Annotated in this window: 26 protein-coding genes and 1 tRNA gene; 20 read left to right on the plus strand and 7 right to left on the minus strand. The window is 66.0% G+C overall.

Going from position 1 to position 26,452, the window contains the following annotated elements; all coding sequences use genetic code 11:
• The first annotated feature begins 46 nt into the window (after positions 1 to 46).
• Positions 47 to 2,566: a PepSY domain-containing protein gene (locus AC1KVE_RS16005; protein ID WP_481092595.1), complete on the plus strand. Its 2,520-nt coding sequence runs from the start codon at positions 47 to 49 to the stop codon at positions 2,564 to 2,566.
• Between the two features lie 879 nt (positions 2,567 to 3,445).
• On the opposite strand, the gene AC1KVE_RS16010 is transcribed toward AC1KVE_RS16005, so the two are convergent.
• Complete coding sequence (locus AC1KVE_RS16010; protein WP_481092596.1) at positions 3,446 to 4,327, minus strand: TolB family protein; 882 nt, start codon at positions 4,325 to 4,327, stop codon at positions 3,446 to 3,448.
• 52 nt (positions 4,328 to 4,379) lie between these two features.
• Between AC1KVE_RS16010 and aroE the strand changes: the two genes are divergently transcribed.
• The 14 genes from aroE to AC1KVE_RS16080 all read left to right on the plus strand — a co-directional run bounded on the left by aroE (position 4,380) and on the right by AC1KVE_RS16080 (position 19,571).
• Positions 4,380 to 5,231, plus strand: a complete 852-nt coding sequence (aroE, locus tag AC1KVE_RS16015) for a shikimate dehydrogenase (protein ID WP_065033449.1) — start codon at positions 4,380 to 4,382, stop codon at positions 5,229 to 5,231.
• The gene (locus tag AC1KVE_RS16020; RefSeq protein ID WP_016902791.1) at positions 5,221 to 5,595 is read left to right on the plus strand and encodes a hypothetical protein; all 375 of its coding nucleotides are present in this window, start codon (positions 5,221 to 5,223) and stop codon (positions 5,593 to 5,595) included. Before aroE ends, AC1KVE_RS16020 begins: the two co-directional genes overlap by 11 nt.
• Complete coding sequence (locus AC1KVE_RS16025; protein ID WP_024939078.1) at positions 5,592 to 5,828, plus strand: hypothetical protein; 237 nt, start codon at positions 5,592 to 5,594, stop codon at positions 5,826 to 5,828. The genes AC1KVE_RS16020 and AC1KVE_RS16025 overlap by 4 nt, the downstream gene beginning before the upstream one ends.
• Before the next feature lie 253 nt (positions 5,829 to 6,081).
• Positions 6,082 to 8,217: an ATP-dependent DNA helicase DinG gene (dinG, locus tag AC1KVE_RS16030; protein WP_184578122.1), complete on the plus strand. Its 2,136-nt coding sequence runs from the start codon at positions 6,082 to 6,084 to the stop codon at positions 8,215 to 8,217.
• Positions 8,218 to 8,351: 134 nt separating this feature from the next.
• Complete coding sequence (locus AC1KVE_RS16035) at positions 8,352 to 8,738, plus strand: hypothetical protein (RefSeq protein WP_184458410.1); 387 nt, start codon at positions 8,352 to 8,354, stop codon at positions 8,736 to 8,738.
• 326 nt (positions 8,739 to 9,064) lie between these two features.
• Entirely contained in the window at positions 9,065 to 10,570 is a 1,506-nt protein-coding gene (gene katB, locus AC1KVE_RS16040) for a catalase KatB (RefSeq protein ID WP_184458412.1), read from the plus strand.
• A 58-nt stretch (positions 10,571 to 10,628) separates the two neighbouring features.
• On the plus strand, positions 10,629 to 11,204 hold the full coding sequence (locus AC1KVE_RS16045) for an ankyrin repeat domain-containing protein (protein ID WP_054591226.1): 576 nt from the start codon (positions 10,629 to 10,631) through the stop codon (positions 11,202 to 11,204).
• 862 nt (positions 11,205 to 12,066) lie between these two features.
• Entirely contained in the window at positions 12,067 to 12,291 is a 225-nt protein-coding gene (locus AC1KVE_RS16050; protein ID WP_016902784.1) for a hypothetical protein, read from the plus strand.
• A gap of 454 nt (positions 12,292 to 12,745) precedes the next feature.
• The gene (dusA, locus tag AC1KVE_RS16055) at positions 12,746 to 13,750 is read left to right on the plus strand and encodes a tRNA dihydrouridine(20/20a) synthase DusA (RefSeq protein ID WP_065033495.1); all 1,005 of its coding nucleotides are present in this window, start codon (positions 12,746 to 12,748) and stop codon (positions 13,748 to 13,750) included.
• Positions 13,751 to 14,084: 334 nt separating this feature from the next.
• The gene (locus AC1KVE_RS16060; protein ID WP_054591227.1) at positions 14,085 to 14,387 is read left to right on the plus strand and encodes a hypothetical protein; all 303 of its coding nucleotides are present in this window, start codon (positions 14,085 to 14,087) and stop codon (positions 14,385 to 14,387) included.
• 71 nt (positions 14,388 to 14,458) lie between these two features.
• Positions 14,459 to 15,142: a response regulator transcription factor gene (locus tag AC1KVE_RS16065; protein WP_002808458.1), complete on the plus strand. Its 684-nt coding sequence runs from the start codon at positions 14,459 to 14,461 to the stop codon at positions 15,140 to 15,142.
• Positions 15,143 to 15,216: 74 nt separating this feature from the next.
• Positions 15,217 to 16,587, plus strand: coding sequence for an ATP-binding protein (locus AC1KVE_RS16070; protein WP_024939071.1), 1,371 nt, complete (start codon positions 15,217 to 15,219; stop codon positions 16,585 to 16,587).
• A 231-nt stretch (positions 16,588 to 16,818) separates the two neighbouring features.
• Complete coding sequence (locus AC1KVE_RS16075; protein ID WP_481092597.1) at positions 16,819 to 18,300, plus strand: DUF1800 domain-containing protein; 1,482 nt, start codon at positions 16,819 to 16,821, stop codon at positions 18,298 to 18,300.
• 83 nt (positions 18,301 to 18,383) lie between these two features.
• Positions 18,384 to 19,571 carry a DUF1501 domain-containing protein gene (locus AC1KVE_RS16080; protein ID WP_481092598.1) on the plus strand — a complete coding sequence of 396 codons (1,188 nt, stop codon included), beginning with the start codon at positions 18,384 to 18,386 and terminating at the stop codon, positions 19,569 to 19,571.
• A gap of 156 nt (positions 19,572 to 19,727) precedes the next feature.
• Here the strand turns inward: AC1KVE_RS16080 and AC1KVE_RS16085 are convergent, their stop codons facing one another.
• Positions 19,728 to 20,483, minus strand: a complete 756-nt coding sequence (locus AC1KVE_RS16085; protein ID WP_481092599.1) for a M90 family metallopeptidase — start codon at positions 20,481 to 20,483, stop codon at positions 19,728 to 19,730.
• 8 nt (positions 20,484 to 20,491) lie between these two features.
• Positions 20,492 to 20,806, minus strand: a complete 315-nt coding sequence (locus AC1KVE_RS16090) for a hypothetical protein (protein ID WP_024939067.1) — start codon at positions 20,804 to 20,806, stop codon at positions 20,492 to 20,494.
• A gap of 40 nt (positions 20,807 to 20,846) precedes the next feature.
• Between AC1KVE_RS16090 and birA the strand changes: the two genes are divergently transcribed.
• The 5 genes from birA (at position 20,847) to AC1KVE_RS16115 (ending at position 24,886) form a co-directional block, all read left to right on the plus strand.
• Entirely contained in the window at positions 20,847 to 21,860 is a 1,014-nt protein-coding gene (gene birA, locus AC1KVE_RS16095; protein WP_327195704.1) for a bifunctional biotin--[acetyl-CoA-carboxylase] ligase/biotin operon repressor BirA, read from the plus strand.
• Entirely contained in the window at positions 21,857 to 22,585 is a 729-nt protein-coding gene (locus AC1KVE_RS16100; RefSeq protein WP_039524746.1) for a type III pantothenate kinase, read from the plus strand. Before birA ends, AC1KVE_RS16100 begins: the two co-directional genes overlap by 4 nt.
• A gap of 153 nt (positions 22,586 to 22,738) precedes the next feature.
• Positions 22,739 to 23,653, plus strand: a complete 915-nt coding sequence (locus AC1KVE_RS16105) for an SPOR domain-containing protein (protein WP_481092600.1) — start codon at positions 22,739 to 22,741, stop codon at positions 23,651 to 23,653.
• Between the two features lie 32 nt (positions 23,654 to 23,685).
• Positions 23,686 to 23,761, plus strand: a tRNA-Thr gene (locus AC1KVE_RS16110).
• A gap of 153 nt (positions 23,762 to 23,914) precedes the next feature.
• Positions 23,915 to 24,886 carry a tyrosine-type recombinase/integrase gene (locus tag AC1KVE_RS16115; RefSeq protein ID WP_481092601.1) on the plus strand — a complete coding sequence of 324 codons (972 nt, stop codon included), beginning with the start codon at positions 23,915 to 23,917 and terminating at the stop codon, positions 24,884 to 24,886.
• Positions 24,887 to 25,143: 257 nt separating this feature from the next.
• On the opposite strand, the gene AC1KVE_RS16120 is transcribed toward AC1KVE_RS16115, so the two are convergent.
• The 4 genes from AC1KVE_RS16120 to AC1KVE_RS16135 are packed head-to-tail and all read right to left on the minus strand — an operon-like array spanning position 25,144 to position 26,445.
• The gene (locus AC1KVE_RS16120; RefSeq protein ID WP_481092602.1) at positions 25,144 to 25,368 is read right to left on the minus strand and encodes a hypothetical protein; all 225 of its coding nucleotides are present in this window, start codon (positions 25,366 to 25,368) and stop codon (positions 25,144 to 25,146) included.
• Positions 25,365 to 25,649, minus strand: coding sequence for a hypothetical protein (locus AC1KVE_RS16125; protein ID WP_166769600.1), 285 nt, complete (start codon positions 25,647 to 25,649; stop codon positions 25,365 to 25,367). Before AC1KVE_RS16125 ends, AC1KVE_RS16120 begins: the two co-directional genes overlap by 4 nt.
• Positions 25,646 to 26,047 (minus strand): hypothetical protein, encoded by a 402-nt coding sequence (locus tag AC1KVE_RS16130; protein WP_481092603.1) that lies wholly within the window; start codon positions 26,045 to 26,047, stop codon positions 25,646 to 25,648. The genes AC1KVE_RS16125 and AC1KVE_RS16130 overlap by 4 nt, the downstream gene beginning before the upstream one ends.
• Positions 26,044 to 26,445: a hypothetical protein gene (locus tag AC1KVE_RS16135; protein WP_481092604.1), complete on the minus strand. Its 402-nt coding sequence runs from the start codon at positions 26,443 to 26,445 to the stop codon at positions 26,044 to 26,046. Before AC1KVE_RS16135 ends, AC1KVE_RS16130 begins: the two co-directional genes overlap by 4 nt.
• Between the last annotated feature and the right edge of the window lie 7 nt (positions 26,446 to 26,452).

Here is a 26,452-nt window from a genome sequence, read left to right on the forward strand (position 1 = left end):
GATTCTCATCTACAATGGCGAGCCCACTATTTGCGGCTGCTCGCGCGTGCTCAAGACCGTCCTGTTCCAATTGCACTGGCTGCTCGGCATCACGGCCGGGCTGGTGCTGTCGGTGATGGGGCTGACCGGCGCGTTGATGTCCTTCGAAAACGAGATCGTGCGGTTGGCCAATCCGGCCATCGCGCAGCTGGCACAGCGGCATGCCGCAGGCGAGCGGCCATTGCCGGTGGATGTGCTGCTGCGCCGGCTGGACCTGGATCAGCAACAGGCGGTCACCCGTATGCTGATCGATCCGACTGGTAAGCGTCCGTCCAATGCACGCCTGGCCGGCAAGGGCGGCGGCCGGGTGTATTTCGATCCGTATACCGGCGACAAGGTCGCCGCCCCGCGGCTGAGCGGCGCGTTTGCCTTCATCGAGGACCTGCATCGCCATCTGACCGCCGGCAAGCGGGGCCAGGCGGTGACCGGTGCGAGCACCCTGATCCTGCTGTTCTTCTGCGCTTCCGGCCTGTATCTGCGTTGGCCGCGACGCTGGTGGAGTCTGCGCACCTGGTGGGCAGTGGAATGGCGGCGGCAGGGGCGCAGTTTTCTGTGGAGCCTGCACGCGGTGTTCGGCACCTGGTGTCTGATGGTGTACCTGCTGGTGGCGCTGACCGGGCTGACCTGGTCCTACAACTGGTACCGCGACGGCATGGTGGCCTTGCTCGGCACCGAGCCGGCGATGCGTGGCGACGGGCGCGATCACCGCCCGGCCACGGTGGATTTTGCAGCCGTGCAACGCACCCTGGATGCCATCCCGGCCACACACAGCGCGGCACTGGATCTGCGTATCCCGCCGCGTGCGGGGCAACCGCTGAGCGTGCGGTTCCTGCCCGACCATCCCGATCACGATCGCGCCTACGACAATCTGGAGATCGAGCCGGGCAGCGGTGCGTTGCTGCGTCGCCAGGACTATGCACTGCTGCCGCGCGGGCAGCAGTTGCTGGTCAGCATGTTTCCGCTGCATTCGGGCAGCTTCTTCGGGCTGCCGGGCCGCATCGTGGTGATGCTGGCCAGTGTCGGCATGTCGGTGTTCTTCGTGACCGGCTGGATGTTGTACCTGGATCGCCGCCGCAAGAAGCGCGCGCTGCGTGCCGCGCGCGATGTCCTGCACGGTGCCCCGGCGGCCTCGCAGGCCGAGCCGTGGTTGATCGGGTTCGCCAGCCAGAGCGGGTTTGCCGAACGGCTGGCCTGGCAGGCGGCCGGGCATCTGCAGGCGGCCGGTCTGCCGGTGCAGGTGCGCTCGCTGGCACAGCTCACCGCGCAGCATCTGCAGGGCACACGGCATGCCTTGTTCGTGGTCAGCACCTTTGGCGATGGCGAGCCGCCGGATACCGCACGCAGCTTCGAGCGCGAACTGTTGCGTCAGCGCATGACGCTGTCGCAGCTGACCTATGCCGTGCTCGCCCTGGGCGACCGCCAGTACGCGCAATTCTGCGGGTTTTCCCGACGCATCGAGCAGTGGCTGCAGGCGCAGGGCGCGCAGCCGTTGTTTCCGGCAGTGGAGATGGACAACACCGATCCGCAAGCCCTGGCGCAATGGCATGCGCAATTGGCCCAGATTGCCGGTGCGCCGGTGGCCGCCGTGCCGCTGGCACGCCCGACGCTGCTGCACTGGACGTTGTCGGCGCGTACGCATCTCAACCCGGGCAGCGAGGGAGCACCGATCTGGCAGATCGATCTGCTGCCACCGCCCGGCACGCTATGGCAGGCCGGCGACATTCTCGAAGTGCAGCCCGCGCACGCCTACACGCACGTGCGTGCGTGTCTGGCCGCCTGGGGCCTGCCGCCCGACGCGCTGGTGCATGTCGATGCGCAATTGCTGCCCCTGCAGCAGGCCGTCGCCGAGCGCGTGCTGCCGGAGCCGCCCACGCGCCCGCCCACGCCGCATCCGGATCCGCAGACCTGGCTGGACGCCTGCGCCTGGCTGCCGACCCGCGATTACTCGCTGGCCAGCGTGCCGGCCGATGGCGTTGCGACCGCGGTGGTGCGCCTGACCACAGGCGCCGACGGCAGCCCCGGCCTCGGTTCGGGCTGGCTGATCTGCCACGCACCCATCGGTGGGCAGATACGCGCGCGGTTGCGCACCAATCCCGGATTCCATCGCATCGAACAGGCGCCGATGGTGTTGATCGGCAACGGCACCGGTATCGCCGGTTTGCGCAGTCTGCTACGCGAGGCCGAGCTGGCCGGCGTGCACGGACATTGGCTGCTGTTCGGCGAACGGCAGGCCGCGCACGATGGTCTGTTTGCCGACGAACTTCAGGCCTGGCACGCGCGTGGCCATCTGCAGCAGCTGGACCGGGTGTTCTCGCGCGACCAGGCGCACAAGCGCTACGTGCAGCATCACTTGCGCGAGACCGGCGACACCCTGCGCCACTGGATCGATCGCGGTGCGGTGATCCATGTCTGTGGCAGCCTGGACAGCATGGCGCGTGAGGTCGATGCCACGCTGCGCGAATTGCTGGGCGAGACGCGGCTGGAGTCGCTGACCGCAGCGGGACGTTATCGGCGCGATGTGTATTGAGCGCGGTCATGGCCACTACATCGCTGGGTTGGAGCGGCTAGTAAAACGTGGCGTGCGGTCGTCAAGCGGGTGCGAACGGTTTGGGAAAATCCCGGTGAACGACGGAGACATGCTGCGTCCTAGCAAGCATCGACCGCGCCCTCCTTGCAGCGTGTACGGTGGTTTTGTTAGCTGCCAACCATGGCGGCGTCTAAGCGCGATCCGATGCTTGAATCAAAAGCCCGGTTGGTCGAGGACGCGATGCCCTCACCACGTCCGGGACACGCCGTGAATCCGTCCATGGAGGCTCCGTGGCGGCTCCATGACGCCACGGGTCCCGGAACCGGTAAGGACATCACGCCTGCGAAGTCGGTCGTGCGCTGATGGAACCGCACAAGCGGGATGACTCAAGCGAGACGACTTAACGCAGCGGTCTGGTCGCTTGCATGCATGTGTGGATGACCATTAGCGATAGGGGGCAAGCCCAATCCACTTGCTGCCCGCTTTCGACGGGCAGCTTTGGAAATCAGACCACGTCGGCCAGATCAAAAGGAGCACGGAACCACCGCTGCGTCTGACCCATCGGTCGCCGCTCCCGCTTCTGACCATGCACACCGACCATCCCGGCTGGCCCTTGTCCGCCTACCGTCGCGGGACCTTACGCGGCATGGATGCCGCGTAAGAGCCTACAAGGACGTACTTGCGGCGTGTCCTGCGATGGTGGGCGGGCAAGGGCCCTGCGACCAAGCCTCAGATCAGCAGCCCTGCAGCCGAGCCTTAGTACAGCCAAACCGCAAACCAGCGCTCTGCAGCGTGACCCAGATCATCCGCTCTGCAATAGCTTGGCGTGAAGTCGTATCCCAGGCAGCCCCTGGCAAGAGTCTGCGCACCCACCCACACTCAACGGCAGCTCGTATCCCCCTTCACCGCCGGCGCCTTCATCCGGTAGATGTCCAGCTGCCCCGCACGCGGTGCGCGCGCACTGCCGGTCACCAGCAACTCGCCTGGCTTGGCCGCATCCACCACCGCACCGAAGGTGCGTTCCTGCGGCCCGTTGAACGACAGCGGCACTGCCTGGCCCACGGTGTAATGGCCGTTGCTGCAGGTCGCCAGCAATAACTGGCTGGGACCATTTTGCCGGCCGCGTGCCCATACCAGCCCCCGTCCATCGCCAAGCCAGGCCGCATCCAGCTCGTCGTCGGCGCTGTCGATATCGCTCAACGCCACCGGCGCGATGAAGGCCTGCCCATCCCAGCGCGCCACGAACATGTCCATGCCGCCTGCGCCACCGTGGCCATTGCTGGCGAACAGCAGGCGGGTGCCGTCCAGCGACAGTGTCGGGGAGCGCTCGTCGCCGCGGCTGTTGATCGCCGCGCCCAGCGATTGCACCGCACCGATCCGGCCCTGCGCATCCACCGGCGCGCGATACAGGTCGGCGCCGCCGGCACCGCCAGGGCGGCTGGAGGCGAACAGCAGCCAGCGGCCATCGGCACTGAACAGCGGGGAGGTCTCGTCCTGCGCCGTGTTGATCGGCAGAACTTCTGCGTCCTGCCAGCGCCCGCCGTTCAACCGGGCCTGCCACAGATCCCAGCCCCCGGTGCCGCCGGCGCGGTCGCTGGCCCAGACGATGCGTTGCCCGTCCGGACTCAGCGTGGCGCGCGCTTCGTTGGCCGGCGTGGAGACCACGCCCATGCCTTCGATGCCGAATTCGGCAAGCCCCGACGCGACCGGGACGCAGAGTAAACTTGCCGCCAGCGCGAGCAGTGTCCATCGAAGTTGCATGCGGGGTTCCTGCCTCAAGTCGCGCACAGTCTAGTCAACCAGAGAGCGTTTCATGCCCGTATCCCGTTATGCCGTGTTCGGTCACCCCGTCGCCCATTCGCTGTCGCCGGCCATCCATGCCGACTTCGGGAAGCAGACCGGCATCGCGCTGGACTACACCGCCATCGACGCACCGCCGGAAGAGTTCGCTGCCGCGCTGGAGCGCTTCGCCGACGAAGGCGGCAAGGGCGCAAACGTCACCCTGCCGCTGAAGGAAGCCGCCTGTGCGTTATCGGCCAGCCTGAGCGATCGCGCGCGTCTGGCCGGTGCGGTCAACACGCTGGTGCGCAACGACGGCCAGTGGCAGGGCGACAACACCGATGGCGCCGGTCTGGTACGTGACCTCACCGACCGCCACGGGCTGGATCTGCGCGGTCGCCGTGTGCTGCTGCTCGGCGCCGGTGGTGCCGCGCGCGGCGTGGCGCCGGCGCTGCTGGAAGCGGGCATCACCGAAATGGTGGTGGTGAACCGCTCGCCCGAGCGTGCCGATGCCTTGTGCGATGCGCTCGGCGAGCCGGGGCGGGTGGTCTCGCGCTACATCGAAGACCTGCGCGATCTGGGCGACTTCGAACTGATCGTCAATGCCACCGCGGCTGGGCGCGATCGCGACGCCGGTGCGTTCGCCATGCCGCTGGGCCTGGTCAACAGCCTCACCGCGGCGGTCGATCTCAATTATGGCCCCACCGCCATCGCCTTCCTGGCCTGGGCACGCGCGGCGCAATGCCGCTACGCCGTCGATGGCCTGGGCATGCTGGTGGAGCAGGCCGCCGAGAGCTTCGCGCTGTGGCACGGCGTGCGCCCGGACACCGACCCGGTCTACGCCGCGCTGCGCGCGCGCGAGGCCCTTCTGGTCAGTGCCGACTGAGGTGGGCAGCGTCACCGCCACCGATATCCTGCTGACCCTGGTCACCAGCCTGCTGTCGCGCGTGCCGATGCTGATCGCGTTGCTGCTCGGGCTGGTTCTGCTGTGGCGTGCCTCGCAAAGCCCGTTGCGGCGTGCCGGGCTGGCCGCGCTCTGGTTGCTGCTGGGCTGCTTGTTTGCCGAGGTTGCCTTCCAGGCGATTCCGATGCTGTTGCTGCAGCAAGGCAATGTGCGTCAGATCAGCATGGTGACCAGCATCGCCCACTTCGTGCTGATGGCGATGCAAGGCGTGGGCATCGGCGTGCTGGTGTGGACGCTGGCAGGCAGCCTGCAACGCGTGCCGCCCGCCGCCGGCCCGCGCCCATGATTCCGCTCAAAGCCATCGCGTTGGTGGTGGTCGGGCTGGTCAGTGCCGGGCAGGGCGGGTGGACGCTGCTGCATCCGCAGGCGCTGGCTGCGGTCAATCGCGGCGGCCTGCTGTATGAGCGCTTTGGGCCCACTGGCGTGGGTGCCGGCATGTTGCTGATGGGCGTCGCAATGGTGGTCATCGGGCTGGTATGGGCGCGCCATGCATGGCCGCCGCGGACGCAAGGCCGCTGACAACGTGGAGCGACGCTGCCTGCTCGTTGCAGGCAGCGCAGGGTGATTGGGCCGGCATCCGTTGCGCGACCCTCCGGGTCAGAACTTGCGGCCAGCGCCCGCCGACGATGAGCGGATCCGACGCATGCAGTGGCCGTGCAGCGTGCGTACCTGGGACCAAGATGGCGGTGGCGCCGCCCCGCGCCAGCAAACACGTTCAGCCGAGTGCCACGCCGGTCGCAGGCGCTGCGCCGGTCCGTGCGAAAATAGCGCGATGAATGAAGTCGCCCCACCGGCCGCGCCGTCGGCGCCGGTTCCCACCCAGCGCGTTCTGACCGACCCGATCAAGGCCGGCATCCGCGAGGCCTACGCCAAGCTGCAGGCCAACACGCCCGGCTTTGCCACACGGCGGGCGCAGAGCCAGATGATCGGCCTGGTCTCGCGCGCGCTGGCCACCTCCGGCGGCATCGGCATTGCCGAGGCCCCCACCGGCGTCGGCAAGAGCCTGGGCTATCTCACTGCCGGCGTGCCGATCGCCCTGGCCACCAAGAAGAAGCTGGTGATCAGCACCGGCACCGTGGCGCTGCAGTCGCAGTTGGTGGAGCGCGACATCCCGGCCTTCCTCAAGGCCACCGGGCTGGAAGCCACGGTCGCACTGGCCAAGGGCCGCACCCGCTACCTGTGCACGCGCAACGCCGCCGAGCTGCAGGGCGAGACCAGCCAGGAAGGCATGTTCGACGACGAACAGGTGCTCTACGATCGCCCGCTCAGCCCGGCCGACGCGGATCTGGCCAAGCGCCTGGCCACGGCCTACGCCGAGCGCAGCTGGAACGGCGATCTGGACGATGCGCCCGAGCAGGTCTCGGTGCCGCTGCGCCTGCGCATCACCACGCCGGCCTCCGGCTGTGCCGGCCGCCGCTGCAGCTACGCCGCGCAATGCCCGGTGCTGAAGGCGCGCACCGACGTGCGCGAAGCGCAGATCGTGGTCACCAACCATGCATTGCTGCTGTCGTCGCTGTCGCTGGGCGATGCCGAGAATGGCCAGCCCTTGATCGCCCCGCCCGCCGACATGCTGCTGGTGCTCGACGAAGGCCATCACATCGCCGGCGTGGCGATCGACCAGGGCGCCGCCAGCCTGCCATTGGACGAGATGGCCAAGCGCACCGGCCGGCTGCAGATCCTCATCGCCGCCGCCTACCGCGCGGTGGACAAGGACAAGATCGGCAACCTGTTGCCCAACGAGGCCATCGAGGTGGCCGCGCGCGTGTCCAAGCTGCTCAAGGCCTTCCACGCCGAGGTCGAGCGCGTGTGGAAGCCCGAGCCCGGCGAGCGCGATCCCTTGTGGCGTGCGGCCAACGGCAAGCTGCCGCCGCAATGGGGCCCGGCCATCGAAGAACTCGGCGAAGAAACCCGCGCGTTGTTCAACTGGGTGCATGCCGCGCACAGCGCGATCGCCAAGGGCAAGCAGGACGACTCGGCGCGCGAACGCCTGCAGCGCAGCCTCGGCCTGGCCCTGGAGATGGCCGAACAGCAACACAATCTGTGGAGCGGCTGGCGGCGCGAAGACAAGGAAGGCCAGCCGCCGATGGCGCGCTGGATCACCCTCTCGCGCGACGGCGATCTGATCTGCCATTGCTCGCCGGTGTCGGCCGCGCAGGTGCTGCGCACGATGATCTGGAACGAAGTGGATTCGGTGGTGATGACCTCGGCCACACTCACCGGCGGCGGCGATTTCCAAGCGTTCGCGATCGACAACGGCCTGCCCGATCACGCCGAAATGGCCTCGCTGGCCTCACCGTTCGACCTGCCCAATCAGGCCGAATTGATCGTGCCCAATTTCCCGGTCACCCCAGACGATCGCGAAGGCCACCCGAAGGAAGTTGCGCGTTACCTGGTGCGCGAACTCGACTGGACCGCCAAGGGCAGCATCGTGCTGTTCACCTCGCGCTGGAAGATGGAAAAGGTCGCCGACCTGATGCCGCTGGCGCAGCGCAACCGCGTATTGGTGCAGGGCGAGGGCAACAAGTCGCAGCTGATCACCGAACACTTGCGCCGTATCGCCGCCGGCGAGGGCTCGGTGCTGTTTGGCCTGAATTCCTTTGGCGAAGGCCTGGATCTGCCCGGCGATGCCTGCACCACGGTGGTCATCACCCAGGTGCCGTTCGCGGTGCCGACCGACCCGCAGACCTCGACCCTGAGTGAATGGCTGGAAAGTCGCGGCCATAACGCCTTCAACCTGATCGCCATTCCGCACGCGCTGCGCACGCTCACGCAGTTCGCGGGCCGCTTGATCCGCAGTTCCAGCGACCACGGCCGCGTGATCATCCTCGACTCGCGCCTGCTGACACGTCGCTACGGCAAACGCATCATCGACGCGTTGCCACCGTTCAAGCGGGTGATCGGGCGCTGATATTGGCATTGCGCGTGCCGTGCAGCGACAAAGCGCGCAACGGGTGAATAAGTCACCCGTTGCGCGCGTATCAACACTACACTGCTGCTGCACCACACCTGCCCGCCCAACTTACTGGCCCGCCAAGGGGAGCCATGAGCACTCGTTTTTATGCCTTGGAACTGTTCCTGATGCTCTTGGCGCATGCAGGCAGTGGCATGACCACGGTGCCGGATCGCTTTGTTGGTCAGTGGGCTGGGAGGGCCGAGCCTTGCGGGTCGGACGCAGACGATTTGATGCTGCGCATTGCGCCTGGGCATATCACCTACTGGGAGAGTGACGGCCCAATCAAGGCGGTTGTGGTTCGGGGAGATGCGGAGATTGCGTTGATCGTCGAGCTCTCGGGTGAGGGCGAGACGTGGCTGTCAACTGCACAGTTCACGCTGTCCCCAGACGGGATGCAGTTAGCGGACACGGTGACCATGCCAGGGAAGACATTTGGTTCGTTACAAGTGCCCAGATGCCGTGCGCACGCCGCCTGAGCGTGTGTCGGAGCCACGTCTGCTTCGTGAGCCGGCTAAAGTGAGGCATTGAATAACACTTCAAGCGCCAGCGTTGCATTGCAGCATCGGTGCATCGCATTCGGCAGTTTCGTCATGCATTGCAGACATCGATAACGCAGCGCCGCCCAGGAAAGCGCTGTTATCTGCAACACGATGCCACATCGAAAGCGATGCTTATCACGCAACGCAGTCATCATCATGTTCGCCTATCGCAGCGATCATAACTAACGACTTCTCACGCTTCGGTCCGCTGGCCATGATTCAGCTCCCTCAAACGAGCTGACGCCATGCGCCCTGGATCCCTCATGGTGCTAGCCCTGCTAGCCCCGACGCTGATCGCACCGCCGGTCTTCGCCCAATCCGTCCTGACCCGCGACAACGGCGCCAAGGTCGGTGACAACCAGAATTCGCAGACCGCCGGAGCCGATGGCCCGACCCTGCTGCAGGATGTGCAGCTGATCCAGAAGCTGCAGCGTTTCGATCGCGAGCGCATCCCCGAGCGCGTGGTGCATGCACGCGGCACCGGCGTCAAAGGCGAGTTCACCGCCACCGCCGATCTGTCCAGCCTGACCAAGGCCAAGGTATTCAGCGCCGGCGAAAAGACCCCGGTCTTCGTGCGTTTTTCCTCGGTGGTGCACGGCAACCACTCGCCGGAAACCTTGCGCGACCCGCATGGCTTCGCCACCAAGTTCTACACCAGCGAAGGCAACTGGGATCTGGTCGGCAACAACTTCCCGACCTTCTTCATCCGCGATGCGATCAAGTTCCCCGACATGGTCCACGCGTTCAAGCCGGACCCGCGCACCAATCTGGACGACGATTCGCGCCGCTTCGATTTCTTCTCGCACGTGCCCGAGGCTACACGCACGCTGACCCTGCTGTACTCCAACGAAGGCACCCCCGCCGGCTATCGCTTCATGGATGGCAACGGCGTGCATGCCTACAAGCTGGTCAATGCGCAGGGCGAAGTGCATTACGTCAAGTTCCACTGGAAGACGCTGCAGGGCATCAAGAACCTCGACCCCAAGCAGGTCGCTGCCGTCCAGGCCAAGGACTACAGCCACCTGACCAACGATCTGGTCGGTGCGATCAAGAAGGGCGACTTCCCGAAGTGGGACCTGTACGTACAGGTGCTCAAGCCGGAAGATCTGGCCAAGTTCGATTTCGATCCGCTGGACGCCACCAAGATCTGGCCCGACGTGCCGGAGCAGAAGGTCGGCCAGATGGTGTTGAACAAGAACGTCGACAACTTCTTCCAGGAAACCGAGCAGGTCGCGATGGCGCCGGCCAACCTGGTGCCGGGCATCGAGCCGTCGGAAGACCGTCTGCTGCAGGGGCGCATCTTCTCCTACGCCGACACCCAGCTGTATCGCATCGGTGCCAATGGCCTGAACCTGCCGGTCAACCGTCCGCGTGTGGCCGTCAACAACGGCAACCAGGATGGCGAAGGCAATAACGGCCACACCACCAGCGGCGTGAACTACGAGCCGAGCCGGCTGGAGCCGCGGCCGCAGGACACCGCTGCGCGTTACAGCGCGTTGCCGCTGTCGGGCACCACCCAGCAGGCCAAGATCACCCGCGAGCAGAACTTCAAGCAGGCCGGTGAGTTGTATCGGTCCTACAGCAAGAAGGATCGCGCCGATCTGGTGCAGAGTTTTGGCGAGTCGCTGGCCACCACCGACACCGAGAGCAAGCATCTCCTGCTGTCGTTCCTGTACAAAGCCGACCCCGAGTACGGCGCTGGCGTGACGCGTGTCGCCAAGGGCGACCTGGCCCGGGTCAAGCAGCTGGCCTCCAGCCTGCAGGACTGACCCACCCACGGCATCGCGGCCTGTGCCGCGGTGCCGTTTTCGCTATCGGGAGAGCCATATGCGCACCCTGCTGTTTCTGATGCTTGGCACCCTGTCTGCAGCTGCCAATGCTGCCTCGCCCGCGCCGATGTCCGCCAGCGCCACCGCTGCCGCCGCCGACCCGGCGCAGATCAAGCTGCAGTTGCGCGAGTACTTCTTCGACGCGGCACGCGAAGGGCGGCAGGACATGCTGGCCGAGTTCATCCGCTCGCACTACGACCTCAATACCCGTGACGAGAAGGGCTACACCGCCCTGATCCTGGCGGCCTATCACGGCCAGCGCCCGGCAGTGGAGCAACTGCTCAGCGCCGGTGCCGACCCCTGCGCGCAGGACAAGCGCGGCAACACCGCGCTGATGGGCGCGATCTTCAAGGGCGAGCTGGGCATCGCCAAGCGGCTGATGCAGGCCGACTGCGCGCCGGACCAGCGCAACAATGCCGGTCAGACCGCCGCGATGTACGCAGCGCTGTTCCAGCGCACCGACGTGCTCAAGGATCTGGCCGCCAAGGGCGCAGACCTCAGCCTCAAGGATGGGCAGGGCAACGATGTGACCAAGCTGCAGCGCGGCGAGTTTGCGACGACCCCGGCGCGCTGAGCGCGCCTGTCATGCGTGGCGGGGCAGGTATGCGTGACGCCAGGCGTCAGCAGGTTCGCACCGGCGCCATGCGGCCGATACCGACGTGAGCCGACGGCGATGCGTGCTGCAGCGTGCCGTACCACGATGCACCTGATGCACAGGCCAGTCGCCTGCAGCCCGCAGCCGGGTGGATTGCACGCATAGCGCTCGGCCGTCTTCGAAGCGCTGTAGGTGGTTGCGACGGCAGCTCCATCCCGGTGGCCGTCGGATGAGTCGCTGATTGGTATCGCCCGAGTCCTGCACCTCGATACCCGGAGCCTCGACGGCCTCGCCTGCAGCACTCCATCGCGCGTGCTGACGCCACCGGTGCGTACTGGCGACACCCGCTCAGTTATGACCACCGACGTGGTTCGGGAGGTAGCCGTTGCGTACCGAGCGCACCGCATGCTCGCTCTTGGATCGACTGGCCGCGCGGTGACTTACTCAATCTGCCTTCATCACCTGCCGAGAGGCGCAACCACCGCCTCAGCCAGGTTCGGAGGTCAATCACTGTGCACCGAGCGCAGTGAGTCGTCGCTCCCGGGTCGGCCAGTGGCTCGCCGACCTGCTCGATTTGCCTCCACGACCCGCTGGAAAACGCAGCCACCGCCTCCGCCGGTTTTCCGCCGCAGGCGCGTTGGATCTTTGGCGGCGGTGGTGATTTTTGTGCCACTGCGTCAGGAGTCCCCTGACATGGAAACCTTTGTGCGCCAAGGGTTTGACATAAGTCTGAGTGCGCGCTGACTTGCCTGAAATTTGTTCGGAAAAATCGCAAAAAACAGTTCAAGAAAGCGCTGCGAACGCCGATGCTTCCGCTATCGCACACTGGAACCCCCGGACCATGAAGCTCGATCCCTCCATCCCTTTCCTGATGTCCCTGCTGGCGATGGTGCTGTGCACCGCCACCGCCGTGGTCGCGCTGGTGTTCGGTCAGGTACACGTGCTGGCCACGTCGTGGAGCTTCTACACCGTGCTGGGCACCGCCCTGATCACCCTGGTTGCCTCGTACCATGCGCTCGGCAAGCCGTTGAGCGCCGAAGAGCGTGTGGGCTTCCGCAACCCGTAACTGCAGATCCTGTCCAGGCGCAGTGCACGACGCCAGCACTGGACGACACAAGCTCCGCTCGTCATTGACGATGCACCGCGTTCGCTCGACATGGGCGAACGCCCAGGCACTGCGCATCCTGCAGCGATGCCGCCCGATAACGCGCGCACTTGGCGTGCGAGGGCAACGACAGCAGCGCCGGCACGGTGTCGTTCGTCTCTTTCGATGGCAGCGATAGCCGCGATACCGGACGCCCAGGCGCGCCGCCAGCGGGTTCCATCAACGCGCGGCATGCCGACCTTCGCCAGCCCCTATGGGTCAATCACATGGCGCAGTGAACCGGCGATCGATCAGCGGGCTCCGGCAGGTCGGCCTCGCAGGATGCCATGCCGCGCTGCGGCAGATTCATCGACACCCGTGTAAGCTGTTGATCCTGCTCCGCATTCCGATGGCTGCCTGCTGCGGCCACATGTCGATGACCGCTTCCGCCGATCGCTACGCCGCCTCCCTGCGCCTGTCCGTCGCCCCGATGATGGATTGGACCGACCGCCATTGCCGGGTCTTCCATCGCCTGCTGGCACCCTCGGCACGTCTGTACACCGAGATGGTGCACGCCAATGCGGTGATCCATGGCGATCGCACGCGCCTGATCGGGTTCGATCCGGTCGAACACCCGCTGGCGCTGCAACTGGGCGGCAGCGAGCCGGCGCTGCTTGCGCAGGCGGCGGCGATCGCGCAGGAGTGGGGCTACGACGAGATCAACCTCAATTGCGGCTGCCCGTCCGATCGCGTGCAGGCCGGGCGCTTCGGTGCCTGCCTGATGCGCGAGCCGGGCCTGGTGGCCGACTGTGTTGCCGCCATGTGTGCGGCGACCACGCTGCCGATCACGGTCAAGTGCCGCCTCGGCGTGGACGACGATGACGACTACGCCGTGTTCGCCAGCTTCGTCGATCAGGTGGTCGCAGCCGGTGCCGCCATGGTGGTGGTGCATGCCCGCAACGCGTGGCTCAAGGGCCTGTCGCCCAAGGAAAACCGCGAAGTGCCGCCGCTGCGTTACGACTGGGCGTATCGCCTCAAGCAGGAGCGCCCCGCGCTGCCAGTGGTGCTCAATGGCGGCATCGCGGCGGTGGAGACCGCGATGGAGCATCTGCACCAGACCGACGGCGTCATGCTCGGCCGCGCCGCCTACCACGACCCCTACGTACTGCATCGCCTGGATGCAGCCCTGACGCATCGTGCGGAACAGCCGCGCGACCAATTGCTGCGCGCCTTGCGGCCCTACGTCGAGTCCCAACTGGAGCAAGGCCTGGCCTTGAAACACATGACCCGACACGTGTTGGGGTTGTTCCATGGCCAGCCGGGCGGACGCGCGTTCCGGCAGGTCCTGAGCGAGGGCGCACACCGGCCAGGTGCCGGCTGGGAGCTGGTCGAGCAGGCCTTGCAGCGGACCGACACCCAGGGCTGGCGCGTGGTGGCCTGAACTGGCCTGCCGCTTGCATTACCTGAACAGGCATTTCCGCTGTCTGCATCTGACCGGGATGCCAACTGCCGGGCACGGGCAAGAGTTCCAGAAAAGTGCCGTTCCAGGCGTCCAGATATTCATTTCACTGAACAGCGTTAACACAAAGCTAAAAAGTTCAGATGGGATTCACCGCGAAAAATCAAGAATTTGGACCATTCTCGGGCTCGACCATGCTGTCACCGGTGGCCGGTTTCACGAATTTTGAATGTTCCTGAACAACCCGCTAGGATTCATTGTGACCCAGCCCTCCCGCCGCGCTTGCTATGTCGTCCTGGTTGCCCTCGGGCTAGCCATGGCAGCGCCATTGGCGTGGGGGCAGGCATATCCGATGTCGCACGCGGGACGCGATCCATTGCCGCCTTCCGCGCGCGGTAACGGGCGCACGCTCTCGGACACCATCCGACAGGTGCAGCGGTCCACCGGTGGACAGATCCTGAGCGCCGAACGCGTGCCGTTCGACGGGGGCAATCTCAACCGCGTCAAGTACATGAAGGACGGCCGCGTGCATACCGTGTACGAGTCGGAGCAGATGCAGGCCGCGCCGCCGCGCAGCCAGGCGCCGCCGGATGCGCCACCACGCGACGATAACCACTAGACGTAGATAGTTCTGCGTTCAGTCTCATAAATTCCCCGGCCATTGGCCGACAACGTAACTAGGGAGAGTGCATGCGTATCCTTTTGGTCGAAGACGAAGCTCCGCTGCGCGAGACCCTTGCCGCGCGCCTGAAGCGTGAGGGCTTTGCTGTCGACGCTGCACAAGACGGCGAAGAAGGCCTGTACATGGGCCGCGAAGTCCCGTTCGATGTCGGCATCATCGACCTCGGCCTGCCCAAGATGTCGGGCATGGAGCTGATCAAGGCGCTGCGCGACGAAGGCAAGAAATTCCCGGTGCTGATCCTGACCGCGCGTTCGAGCTGGCAGGACAAGGTCGAGGGCCTCAAGCAGGGTGCCGACGATTACCTGGTCAAGCCGTTCCATGTTGAGGAGCTGCTGGCGCGCGTCAATGCGCTGCTGCGGCGCGCGGCGGGCTGGAGCAAGCCGACGCTGGAATGCGGCCCGGTCGCGCTGGATCTGGCCGCGCAGACGGTCAGCGTCAATGGCGCCAACGTGGACCTGACCAGTTACGAGTACAAGGTGCTCGAATACCTGATGATGCATGCCGGCGAACTGGTCTCCAAGGCCGATCTGACCGAGCACATCTACCAGCAGGATTTCGATCGCGATTCGAACGTGCTGGAAGTGTTCATCGGCCGCCTGCGCAAGAAGCTCGATCCCGATGGTGAGCTCAAGCCGATCGAGACCGTACGCGGTCGCGGCTATCGTTTCGCCATTCCGCGTACCGAAGGCTGAGTCCGCGCATCGGCAAGCAGGAAGATCAGGTGCCGGGCCGCTCCAAGTGGTATAGACGCTGGCGGCCGCGCTCGCTGCAGGCCCGCCAGCTGCTGGCCGCCAGCCTCAGTCTGGTGGCCTTCCTGGCGCTGGCGGGTTACGCGCTGGATGTGGCGTTCGCCGACACCGCCGAAAAGAATCTGCGCGAGCGGCTGAAGAACTACGCCTCTGCGTATGCCGCCAATATCGATTTCGTCCGCGACGGCTCGCTGTACATCGGCGGCCAGCCGCCGGATCCACGTTTCGATGTGCCCGGCGGCGGGCTGTACGTAGAAGTCGTGCGCCCGGACGAAAGCTGGACCTCGATGTCGGCCGAAGGCCCGAACATTCCGCACGGGCGCATGCTCGAGCCGCGCCAGGAAGAATTCATCGGCCCGCTGGAGATGACCCAGATCGACGGCAGCGTGGGCCAGTTGTACCGCTACGGCCTGGGCGTGAGTTACGTCGAGCGCGAACACGGCGGCGAGATTCCATACACCATCTACGTGATGGAAGATGCGCGCTCGATGGGCGCGCAGCTGCGCGTGTTCCGTGGCGCGGTGTGGTTCTACCTCGGCAGTGCCGGTGTGGTGCTGCTGGTGCTGCAGGCCTTCATCCTGCAGTGGAGCCTGCGTCCGCTGCGGCGGGTCATCAACGAGTTGACCAAGGTGCAGCGCGGCGAGATCCAGCGCATGAGCGAGCAGCATCCGCGCGAACTGGAGCCGCTGACCGAAAGCATCAACGCTTTCATTGAGAGCGAGCGCGACAATCTGGACCGCCAGCGCAATACGTTGGCCGATCTCGCGCACAGCCTCAAGACGCCGATCGCGGTGTTGCGCACCCAGCTCGATAGCGGCCAGTCCGAGCGCGACCTGCACGAGGAAATGGATGTGCAGTTGCGCCGCATGAACGATCTGGTGTCCTACCAGCTCGCTCGCGCGGCCTCCAGCGGGCATAAGCTGTTCGCCGCACCGCTGCCGATCGAGTCGACCGCCGAGGAGATCGTGCGCGGGCTGGAGAAGGTCTATTCGGTCAAGGGCGTGTTGTGCGAATTCGATATTTCGCCCGACGCGCGCTTTCATGGCGAGCCGGGCGATCTGCAGGAACTGCTGGGCAACCTGCTGGAAAACGGCTTCAAGTGGGCGCGTAGCCGCGTGCTGCTGACCGCACAGCCTGGTCCCACCACTGGTAGCCGTCGCGCCGGATTGATCTTGTCGGTGGAAGACGACGGCCCCGGCATCGCGCCGGAAGACGTGGCCAAGATCCTGCAGCGTGGCGTGCGTGGCGATGAGCGCGTGCAAGGCCATGGTATCGGCATGTCAATCGTGCAGGATCTGATCAAGGCCTACCGCGGCGAGCTGCAGGTGGTGCGCTCGCAGGAACTGGGCGGCGCCCGCTTCGACGTGACCCTGCCGCCGGGACTGTGACCGGTGTGGGGCGCGGAATGAACCCGTGGTCAACGCTGCAGCGCACTCCGACAACCGTTTAACGCCCCGCGCGTTGGCTTGACCATACTGGGCCCGTTTCAGGCCGTTGCGATGGAGAGCTGCATGTTCGAGCGCAATGCACAGACACGCTGGCTGAGCGCACGTCCAGCAGGCGCGCCCCGCCATCACCGATGGCAGCTGGCATGGCTGTTGGCGGGCTGCGCTTTGGCGATGTCGTGCAGTGCTGCCAATTCAGCACTGACGCCGGCGCAGACGCGCTGGCTGCAGCGTGCGACCTACGGCGTGGATGCCGACAGCGCCGCGCAACTGCAGCGGCTCGGCCCCAAGCGCTATGGCAGGTCGCTGTTGCAGGCCAGCGACGATGCGGCGTTGCCAGCGCCGATCCGTGCACAGCTGCAGCACTTCGATGCGCTGCACACGCCTTTGCTGACATTGCTCACGCAGTACGAGGCCGACAAGATCCGCCTGCAAGACATGCCCGATGGTGAGGAAAAGACCGCGTTGCGCAAGGCATGGCAGGCGCGTGGCGGGCAGATGCTGACCCAGGCGCGCCAGGCGCAGCTGTTGCGTGCGGTGTATGCGCCGGAGCAGACGCGCGAGCAGCTGGTGTGGTTCTGGCTCAATCATTTCAGCGTGTACGCCGACAAGGGGCGGGTGAAATGGATGGTGGCCGATTACATGGAAAACGCGATCCGCCCGCATGCCACCGGCAAGTTCGCCGACCTGGTGATGGCGACGCTGGAAAGTCCGGCGATGCTGGAATATCTGGACAACGCCAAGAACGCCAAGGGCAAGGTCAACGAAAATTACGCGCGCGAACTGATGGAACTGCACACGCTGGGCGTGCATGGCGGTTACAGCCAGCAGGATGTGCAGCAACTGGCGCTGATACTGACCGGCGCCGGCCTGGTGCCGGTCAAGGCCGAGGGCGCTCCGCCCTTGCCGACTGCCGTGCCGGGGCAACCGCAGGTGGTGCGCAAGGGGCTGTTCGAATTCAATCCTGCGCGCCATCAACCCGGCGACAAGACCTTGCTGGGCCAGCGCATCGCCGCGGGTGGTCTGGATGAGATCGAGCGGGCGGTGCAGCTGTTGGTGCGGCAGCCGGCATGCGCGCATTTCATTTCGCAGCGCTTGGCCGAGTACTTTGTCAGCGACAAGCCGCCGGCCGCGCTGGTCGAGCGCATGGCGAACACGTTTCAACGCAGCGATGGCGACATCGCCAAGGTGATGCAGGCCATGCTGGACGCACCGGAATTTGCGCAGGCGCAACCACGCAAGTTCAAGGATCCGAATCGGTTCGTGGTTTCGGCCATGCGGCTGACGTACGAAGGCCAGCCGGTGGTCAATGCCGCGCCGATGGCGAGCTGGCTGCAGCAACTCGGCGAGCCGCTGTTCGGGCGCATCACCCCCGATGGCTGGTCGCTGCAATCGCAGGCATGGACCAGCTCCGGGCAACTGGCGCGACGCTTCGAGGTGGCACGTTCGCTGGGTAGCGGACCCAAGCAACTGTTCCGCTTCGATGGCGATAACGACACGCCACTGCCGGCGCTGACGCAGATCGACATGCGCCCATCGTATCGCTGGGTGGCGCCGTCGCTCTCCAGCGGCACGCGCGATGCCTTGGCGCAGGCGCGTTCGCCTGCGGAATGGAACGGATTCCTGCTGTCATCGCCTGACTTCAACTTTCGCTGATTCGAGAGTTGCCGATTCGACGGTTGCCGATTCAAACCCGCTGTTCAATGTTCGACCAGCGATCACTGCCACGGGAGCGCGCCATGCAACGACGTCAATTTCTGCTTGCCTCTGCAGCGGCCGGAAGTCTGCCCTGGAGCGGTCGCCTGTTCGCTGCGCCACGCGACAGTGCGCGCATGCTGGTGGTGTTCCTGCGCGGCGGCTACGACAGCAATAATCTGCTGGTACCGCATGCCAGCGATTTTTATTATCAGGTGCGTCCGACCCTGGCGATCGCGCGGCCGGATGCGGCCAACCCGAACAGTGCCGTTGCGCTGGATACGCAATGGGGTCTCAACCCGGTGATGCGCGATGCGCTGCTGCCGCTGTGGCAACGCCGGCAACTGGCGTTCGTGCCGTTTGCCGGTACCGACGATCTGTCGCGCAGTCACTTCGAAACCCAGGACGATATCGAATCCGGTCAGGCCGGCCGGCAGCGCCGCGATTATCGTTCCGGCTTCATGGCGCGCCTGTCGGGTGTGCTCAGCGGAGTGCCGGCGATTGCCTTCACCGATTCCTTGCCGCTGACCTTCCAGGGCGGCGGGGATTTGCCCAACGTGTCGTTGCGGGGCATCGGCAAGGGCGGTCTGGATGTGCGTCAGGCACAGATCCTGTCGCAGATGTACGACGCAACCCCGCTGGCGGTCGCTGCGCGCGAGGGACTGGCACTGCGTCAGCAGGTCACCGCGCAGCTGCGCGAAGAGATGGAGCAGGCCGGTCGCGGCGCCGCCAGTGCGCGCACCTTCGCCGACGAAACCCGGCGCATGGCAAGCCTGATGCGCGAGCGTTATCGCCTGGGCTTTGTCGATGTCGGCGGTTGGGACACGCACGCCAATCAGGGCAGTGTCGAAGGCGGCCTGGCGAACAATCTGCGCAATCTGGGCGAAGGGCTGGCGGCGTACGCCGACGCCCTCGGGCCGGCATGGAAGGACACCGTGGTGGTGGTGCTGTCCGAGTTTGGCCGCACCTTCCGCGAGAACGGCAGCAGGGGCACCGATCACGGGCACGGCACCACCTATTGGGTGCTGGGTGGCAGCGTGCGTGGCGGCCGGATCGCCGGCGAGCAGGTAGAAGTTGCGCAGGCGCAGCTGCTGCAGAACCGCGATTATCCGGTGCTCACCAATTACCGCAGCCTGTTCGGCGGTGTACTGAACCGGTTGTGGGGATTGTCGCCTGCGCAGCTGGAACGGGTGTTTCCCGGTGCCAGGCCGCGCGATCTTGGGTTGGTGTGAGTGCCTGGCAATGCGCGAGCGATGTCGATCCGTCCGCGTGTAGCCGCGTGCGACATCGCGCATTGGTGTGCTCAGTCGCTTGAAACGCGTGCGATTGATGCGCGCGACAGCATTGCACGACGACAGCCCAACGCATGCAGGCATGCCACCGCACCATCAGCGCTGCGCTGACGCCGCAAACGGCGACGGCCCATAAAAACGCGTCAGCTGTGCAGCGACATCCGGCATGAGGCGCGCCAGCAGCTGTGGCGCGGAGAAGTGGTATTCGCTTACGACCGCGAAGAATTCTTCCGGTGCCTCGGCGGCATACGGGTCGATCTCGGTGTCTTCGCCCGCATCGACGCGTTGGCAAAACGTATCGAAGGCGCGCTGGAAATCGCGTGCCCAGGCACGCTGTGCAGCGCGCGGCAGCGGCGGGGTGCCGTCGAGCGCGCCATCGAGTGCATCGAGCTTGTGCGCCATCTCATGCACGATCACGTTGAAGCCGGCCTGCGGGTCGTCCAGGTCGGCCTGTACGTCGGCCCAGCTGACGATCAGCGGCCCTTGCTCCCAGGCCTCGCCAATCAGGGTGTCGTCCCAGGCATGCATCACTCCGGCCGCATCCACATGCGTGCGTTGCACGCGAAATGCGTCCGGGTAAACGATCAGCTGCGACCAGCCACGCCAGCCGGCCGCGCCGATGTTCAGCAATGGCAGGCAGCAGGTGGCTGCCAGCAGAACGTGATCGTGCGGTTGCAGCTGCAGCCCGTCGAGCGGGGAAATGGTTTTTTGCCGCAGGAACTGCGCGGTCAGTACACGCAGACGGTGCTGGCGGGGCGGATCGAGCGCAGCGACCCAGGCGCAGCGGCGGCTGACCGGCAGCCATAAGGCATCGGGAATATCGGCCGGCGGCCGGCGCAGCCGGCGCAACAACCACTGGATCAGCGGAACATGCCCGGCAGGAAGCTATGCCAGCGCGGCATCGTGCGCATACGGGGGAACAGTCCGTCGCCGTCGCCACCACCACCGCCGGTGGCCGGCGCGGGCTTGTGCGCGGGAGCACGTGCCGGGGTTGCCGGCTCGCCGTTGGGAGTTCTGCCGCGTGCCGCCGAGTTGCTGCTGACGCAGCTCTCATGATCGCCATCGGCCAGCTGGTCCGATGCCAGTGCGGCAAGCGGAGCCAACAACAGGAGCAGGCAAACCGTGATTCGGCGCATCGTCCACATCCAGGGCAAGCGGCGTGAGTCGCCGATCATAACGTGCTTTTCACTCCCTCACGCAAGCCAGGCTGGGCGGGTGCGGACGCTTGGCGCATACTTTCGCGGATCGATTTGGGGACTTGCCGTGGATGACCGCGCCTTGCTGGCCAAACTTGCGAGCGGCCGGCTATCCGGCGATGCGTTGGCGCGCGATGCCGGGTTGACCCGTGCGGCGGTGTGGAAGCGGATTCAGAACCTGCGCGCGGCCGGGGTCGAGATCGAAGGGCGGGCCGGGGACGGCTACCGACTGGCGGCGCCGCTGGACCTGCTGGACGACGCGCGCATTCGTGCGGCGATGGCGGCCGATGCGCTGGCAGGCCTGGCGGCGCTGGAGATCGCCTGGACGCTGGAATCCACCAATACCAGCTTGCTGGCGCGCCCGGCGCCGGCGCAGGGCGTGGCGGTGCTGCTGGCCGAGCGGCAGACCGGCGGGCGCGGCCGGCGTGGGCGTCAATGGACCTCGCCACTGGGTGCGCACATCTATCTGTCGGCCTCGCGCCGTTTCAGCGGCGGATTGGGCCAGCTGGCCGGGCTCAGCCTGGCCGTGGGCGTGGCGGTGGCCGAGGCCCTGCGCGGTTGTGGCTTTGCCGATGTCGGGTTGAAGTGGCCCAACGATCTGCTGGCGCGCGAGCGCAAGCTGGGCGGCCTGCTGATCGAAGGCGGCGGCGAAATGGCCGGCAACGCGCGCGCGGTGATCGGGTTGGGTTTGAACGTGCATATGCCCGCGGCAGCGGCCGCTGCGATCGACCAACCGTGGGTGGATCTGGATACGCTGGCCGGCCACGCGGTGTCGCGCGATACCGTGGTGGCCGCAGTGTTGTCGGCGCTGCTGCCGGCGCTGGAGCTGTTCGAGGCGCAGGGGCTGGCCCCGTTCCTGGGCCGCTATGCGGACCTGGACGTCCTGAGCGGCCGCGCGGTGCAGGTCGAGGAGGCCGGCACCCGGCATCACGGCATTGCGCTTGGCCTGGCAGCCGACGGCGCGTTGCGGGTGCAACTGGGCGAGACGGTACGGCTGTTCCACTCCGGAGAAGTGAGCGTGAGACCTGCATGAGCGAGTGGTTGTTCGACCTGGGAAATTCGCGGTTCAAGTACGCACCGCTGCAGGGCGACCGCGCCGGCGACGTGCAGGCCTGGCCGCACGGTGCCGAGGCGATGGATGCGGCCGCGTTGTCGGCCTTGCCCACCGGACGCATCGCGCATGTGGCCAGCGTGGCTGCGCCGGCGTTGACGCAGCGCATGCTCGGCTGCCTGCGCGAGCGTTTCGAACAGGTGCGCATCGTGCGGACCGCGGCCGAGTGCGCCGGCATCCGCATCGCCTACGCAGACCCGGGCCGCTTCGGGGTCGATCGCTTCCTGGCGCTGCTGGGCGCACGCGGCGACGCACCGGTGCTGGTGGCCGGCGTGGGCACCGCGCTGACCATCGATGTGCTCGGCGCCGACGGGCAGCACCACGGCGGCCGTATCGCCGCCTCGCCGACCACCATGCGCGAGGCGCTGCATGCGCGCGCGGTGCAGTTGCCGGCCAGTGGCGGGACCTATGTCGAGCTGGCCGACGACACCGACGATGCGCTGACCTCCGGCTGCGATGGCGCGGCGGTGGCGCTGATCGAGCGCAGCCTGCAGCACGCGCAACGTAGTCTGGGCGTACCGGTGCGGCTGCTGGTGCACGGGGGCGGCGCGCCGCCACTGCTGCCGTTATTGCCCGATGCCAGCTTCCGCGCCGCGCTGGTGCTGGACGGGCTGGCGACCTGGGCGAGGTCTGCGTCGGCGCCTTGAACGGCGGGCCATGCGATCGTGCGGCCACGCGGCGGGCGCGGCCGGGAGACGGGATCGGTCGGCCGCGCTCGTACACTGCGCCTACCGCCTGGCGTGGGCAGCAAGCCGACCAGCGCTCGCCGGTTGTGACTGCCCGCGCTTAGAATCCATCGCATGTATGTCCGCGCACTCATCGTCGTCCTGATCGTCCTCAATGCCGGTGTGGCCTTGTGGTGGGCATTGCAGCCGGCACCGGCAGCGGTGGCGGCACCGCCGCAGCCGGCCGGTGTGGCGCGCCTGGAAGTGCTGCCGAGCACTGCGGCAGCATCGCTAGCAGCGCCAGGCGAGGCGAGCGAGGCAGGCATGGTCCCGGCAGCTGCGGGCACCGCACCATCGGATGCACCTGCACCTGCACCTGCACCTGCACCTGCATCGACACCGACACCGACACCGACACCGACACCGACGGCAGCAGCGGCAGCGTCTTCTTCGATAGATGCGGCCGCCGCGAAGGTGGCTGCAATGTCGCAGACGTCGGCACAGGTTCCACCACCGACCAAGGTCGCTCCAACACCGAACGAGGTTGCGGCAGCGGCGATCAAACCATCGCCAGCGGTACCTACTCCCGCCGCTGCGCCGGAGCGTTGCGCCAGCCTGGGGCCGTATGCGGCGCGCGCCGATGCCGATGCCGCGCTGGCACGCCTGCGTGGCCAGGCCCTGCGCACCCGCGTGCGCGAGGACAAGGACGCCGGGGTCAGTACGTTCCGGGTGATGCTGCCCAATGTCGGCGATCGTGCAGCGGCGCAAGCCTTGGTCAAGCGCATCGCCGCCGCCGGCATGGGCGACTATTACGTGATTGCCCAGGGCGAGAACAACACCATCGCGCTGGGGCAGTACCAGAGTCGCGAGCGTGCCGAGCGCCGTCAGGCCAGCCTGGTCGGTGCAGGGTTTCCGGCACAGTTGCTGCCCAGCGGCACCGGGCAATCGCGCTGGTGGATCGATGTGCGCAGCACGGCTGCGATCGGCACATTGCAGGGCACCGCAGGTGCAACGCGTCAGCGGTCGCTAGATTGCGCCGCGCTGCGCTAGAATGCGCACCGGCGCGCAATGCGCCTGCCTTTGCCGGCATAGCTCAGTTGGTAGAGCAACCGCCTTGTAAGCGGTAGGTCCCCAGTTCGAATCCGGGTGCCGGCACCACGAAGGTCTCTCCGCAACGTCCCCACAGAGCACGAATCGCCCGGAAACGCCCGGGTAGCAAGGGTTTCAGCGGGTCGGTGTAAAACGTGGGCGCCCGGTATTGCAACGGTTCGGCCCTACCCACTCCCCAGAAATTCCCCATACGATGCGGCCATGGCCAGCATCCAGCGAAACGGAAATAAGTACCGAGTGCAGGTGTACGTCGATGGCGTACGCGACTCGACCACGAAGGCGACGCGTCAGGAAGCCGCTCAGTGGGCGTTGGAGCGCGAGGCCGAGCTGCGCGGCACAAAGCTGCCGGACAAGACTTTTGACGACGCCCTGAAACGCTATGAGGCTGAGGTTGCACCGGCGCGCGCTGGATCGCGTTGGGAGCTGATCAGGGTCAAGTCGCTGCGACGCGAGCCGATCGCCAAGCGCCGACTTGCAGCGCTCGGGCCGGACGACTTTGCGACCTGGCGCGACGAGCGGCTGGCGAAGGTCAAGCCAGGAACTGTCGCCCGCGAAATGAACCTTCTGCGGGCCGTGCTCGAGATTGCGCGCCGCGATTGGCGCTGGATCCGCGACAACCCGATGCGTGATGTGCGCTGGCCCAAAACGCCAAAGGGCAGGGCGCGGCGTATCTCCAGCGGGGAAGTGGAGACGCTGGCGCGTGCGTTCGGGGTGTGGGACAAGCTGCAGGCGGAGACGGCAACGCAGCGCATCGGGCTGGCGTTCTTGCTGGCTCTGGAGACGGCGATGCGGTCTGGGGAAATCCTTGACCTGACTTGGCCGAACATCCACCTCGACGCGCAGTATGTCCACCTCCCCAAGACGAAGAATGGCGACTCCCGGGACGTCCCCCTATCGCGGCGCGCGTGCGAGATCCTGCGCGCGCTGCCGCTGGGATTTGGGCCGGTCTTCCAGCTTGATGACGCGACCCGAGACGTACTGTGGCGCCGTGTGCGCGACACCACGGCGCACAAGGACATCCACTTTCACGACAGCCGGGCTGAGGCGATATGGCGCCTGTCCAAGAAGCTGGACGTGCTCCAGCTGGCCCGGGTGATCGGTCACCGCGACCTCAAGTCGCTGATGATTTACTACAACGAGCCGGCGTCTTCGCTGGCCCGGCAGCTCGGTTGATTCGGCGTTCGTCCTCTGCCCAGCGATCAACCTCCGACCTCTTCCACTTTTTCTCGTTGCCGATCACCAGCGCAGTAGGGAAGCTCTGCCGGCATGCGACCCGCTCGAGGAATCCACGCCGATTCGGCTGGCCGGCGTTCGGCTTTCCGTCTGGCACGATCAGGCCTAGAAAGACCGCACAGGCGTCCGCGTTGAGCCAGCGGTCTCCCTCGATCAGTGCCGCCAGCGCGGCCAGGGTGCTGTCCTTGCTCGCAGCATCAATCGCCATCGATCATCTCCCATTCCGCACGCGTCAGCTTCTGGTGCATTGCTGCGACGGTTTCTGTGCCCAGGCCTGGCGCACAGGCCACCAGCACATCTGTATCGTTGCGACGCACCTGCACGTCGATCAACCGATAGCCAATCTCTGCGCACGAGAACCGATAGGCGCCGGGCACAGACGGCATCCACGCACGCGCGTTGTTGATGAAATGGACACTCATGCGATCGGCTCCGGCCTGGTGTTGAGGATTGCGTCATCGAGGTACGCCCAATGCGCAACCTCGCCCGCCGTTTCTTTTGCCCAGTCAGTCGTCCCGTCTGCTTTGCGCCAAAAGGTGGCAAGCTCCAGCGACTGCCAGCCCTCTGGTTGACCGCAGATCACGGCATACGAAGATCCTGCGGCTTGCACAACCTGAGCGAGTACGCGTTTGCCGGACTGCTCGGGCAGCTTTTCAGCTGGCGTGAACCACTCGCGCCGCTCTTCGGCCAAATGAATGCTCATGACACTCTCCCGACCTGTGCGTGCGCTTCGGTCTCCGGAGCCGACGACGGCACGCGGCCTGTCACAACGCCGAACCACTCGTATTCGCAGAGCTTAAAACCATGAAGATTTTCCTGATCAGCATCTAGTACCGCGATCGTCCATCGGCCACGGGGGAGCGCAGATGCAGCACCGACATGGCACAACCTGCCGAATGGTTTGCGACCCGCTCGGCACATGATGACGACCTGGCCAGGCTGCGGGCAGGCTGTGAGATCGACGATTAGCAGCTCACCTGCAGCGAACGTCGTTTCAGGAGTGCCGTAGCTATATGCCCAATCGTTCGGCACCACCATGCAGTTGTCACTAGTGAGCAAGCTCTTGGGGACGCGGTGGGATACTGCTTGGGTCGAGTTCATGCGACCCTCCTGGCTTGCGCGTGCGCTTCGATCGACGCCAGCACGACCAACTGCTCCCGGCTCACAAAAAACCCCGAGTCCGGCATGCTCATGCAGAACACGTAGTAAGCCATGCGATTGGATGCCTTCGCATCAGGCTTGAAGTGAATCCAACGAACCAGCTGCCTGTCGCCGATCTGGACGACATATATCCCGTCCCACTTCGCACTGGTCACATCCAGGTTGGCGAGCAGCACATCGCCGATCATGAAATTCGGTGCGTTCAGGTTGTCGCGCACCAGCACGTGCGCATAGTTGCCTTTCGGCAACGGGAACAATACGGAAGCGTGGGTAGAGAGTCCGGCCGGTGGCGCGGACTCGCTAGCGTTACTGAGGGGGGCTACACTGTTGGTCGCCATTGCTGTT

It is taken from the genome of Xanthomonas sp. NCPPB 2864 (assembly GCF_056675615.1).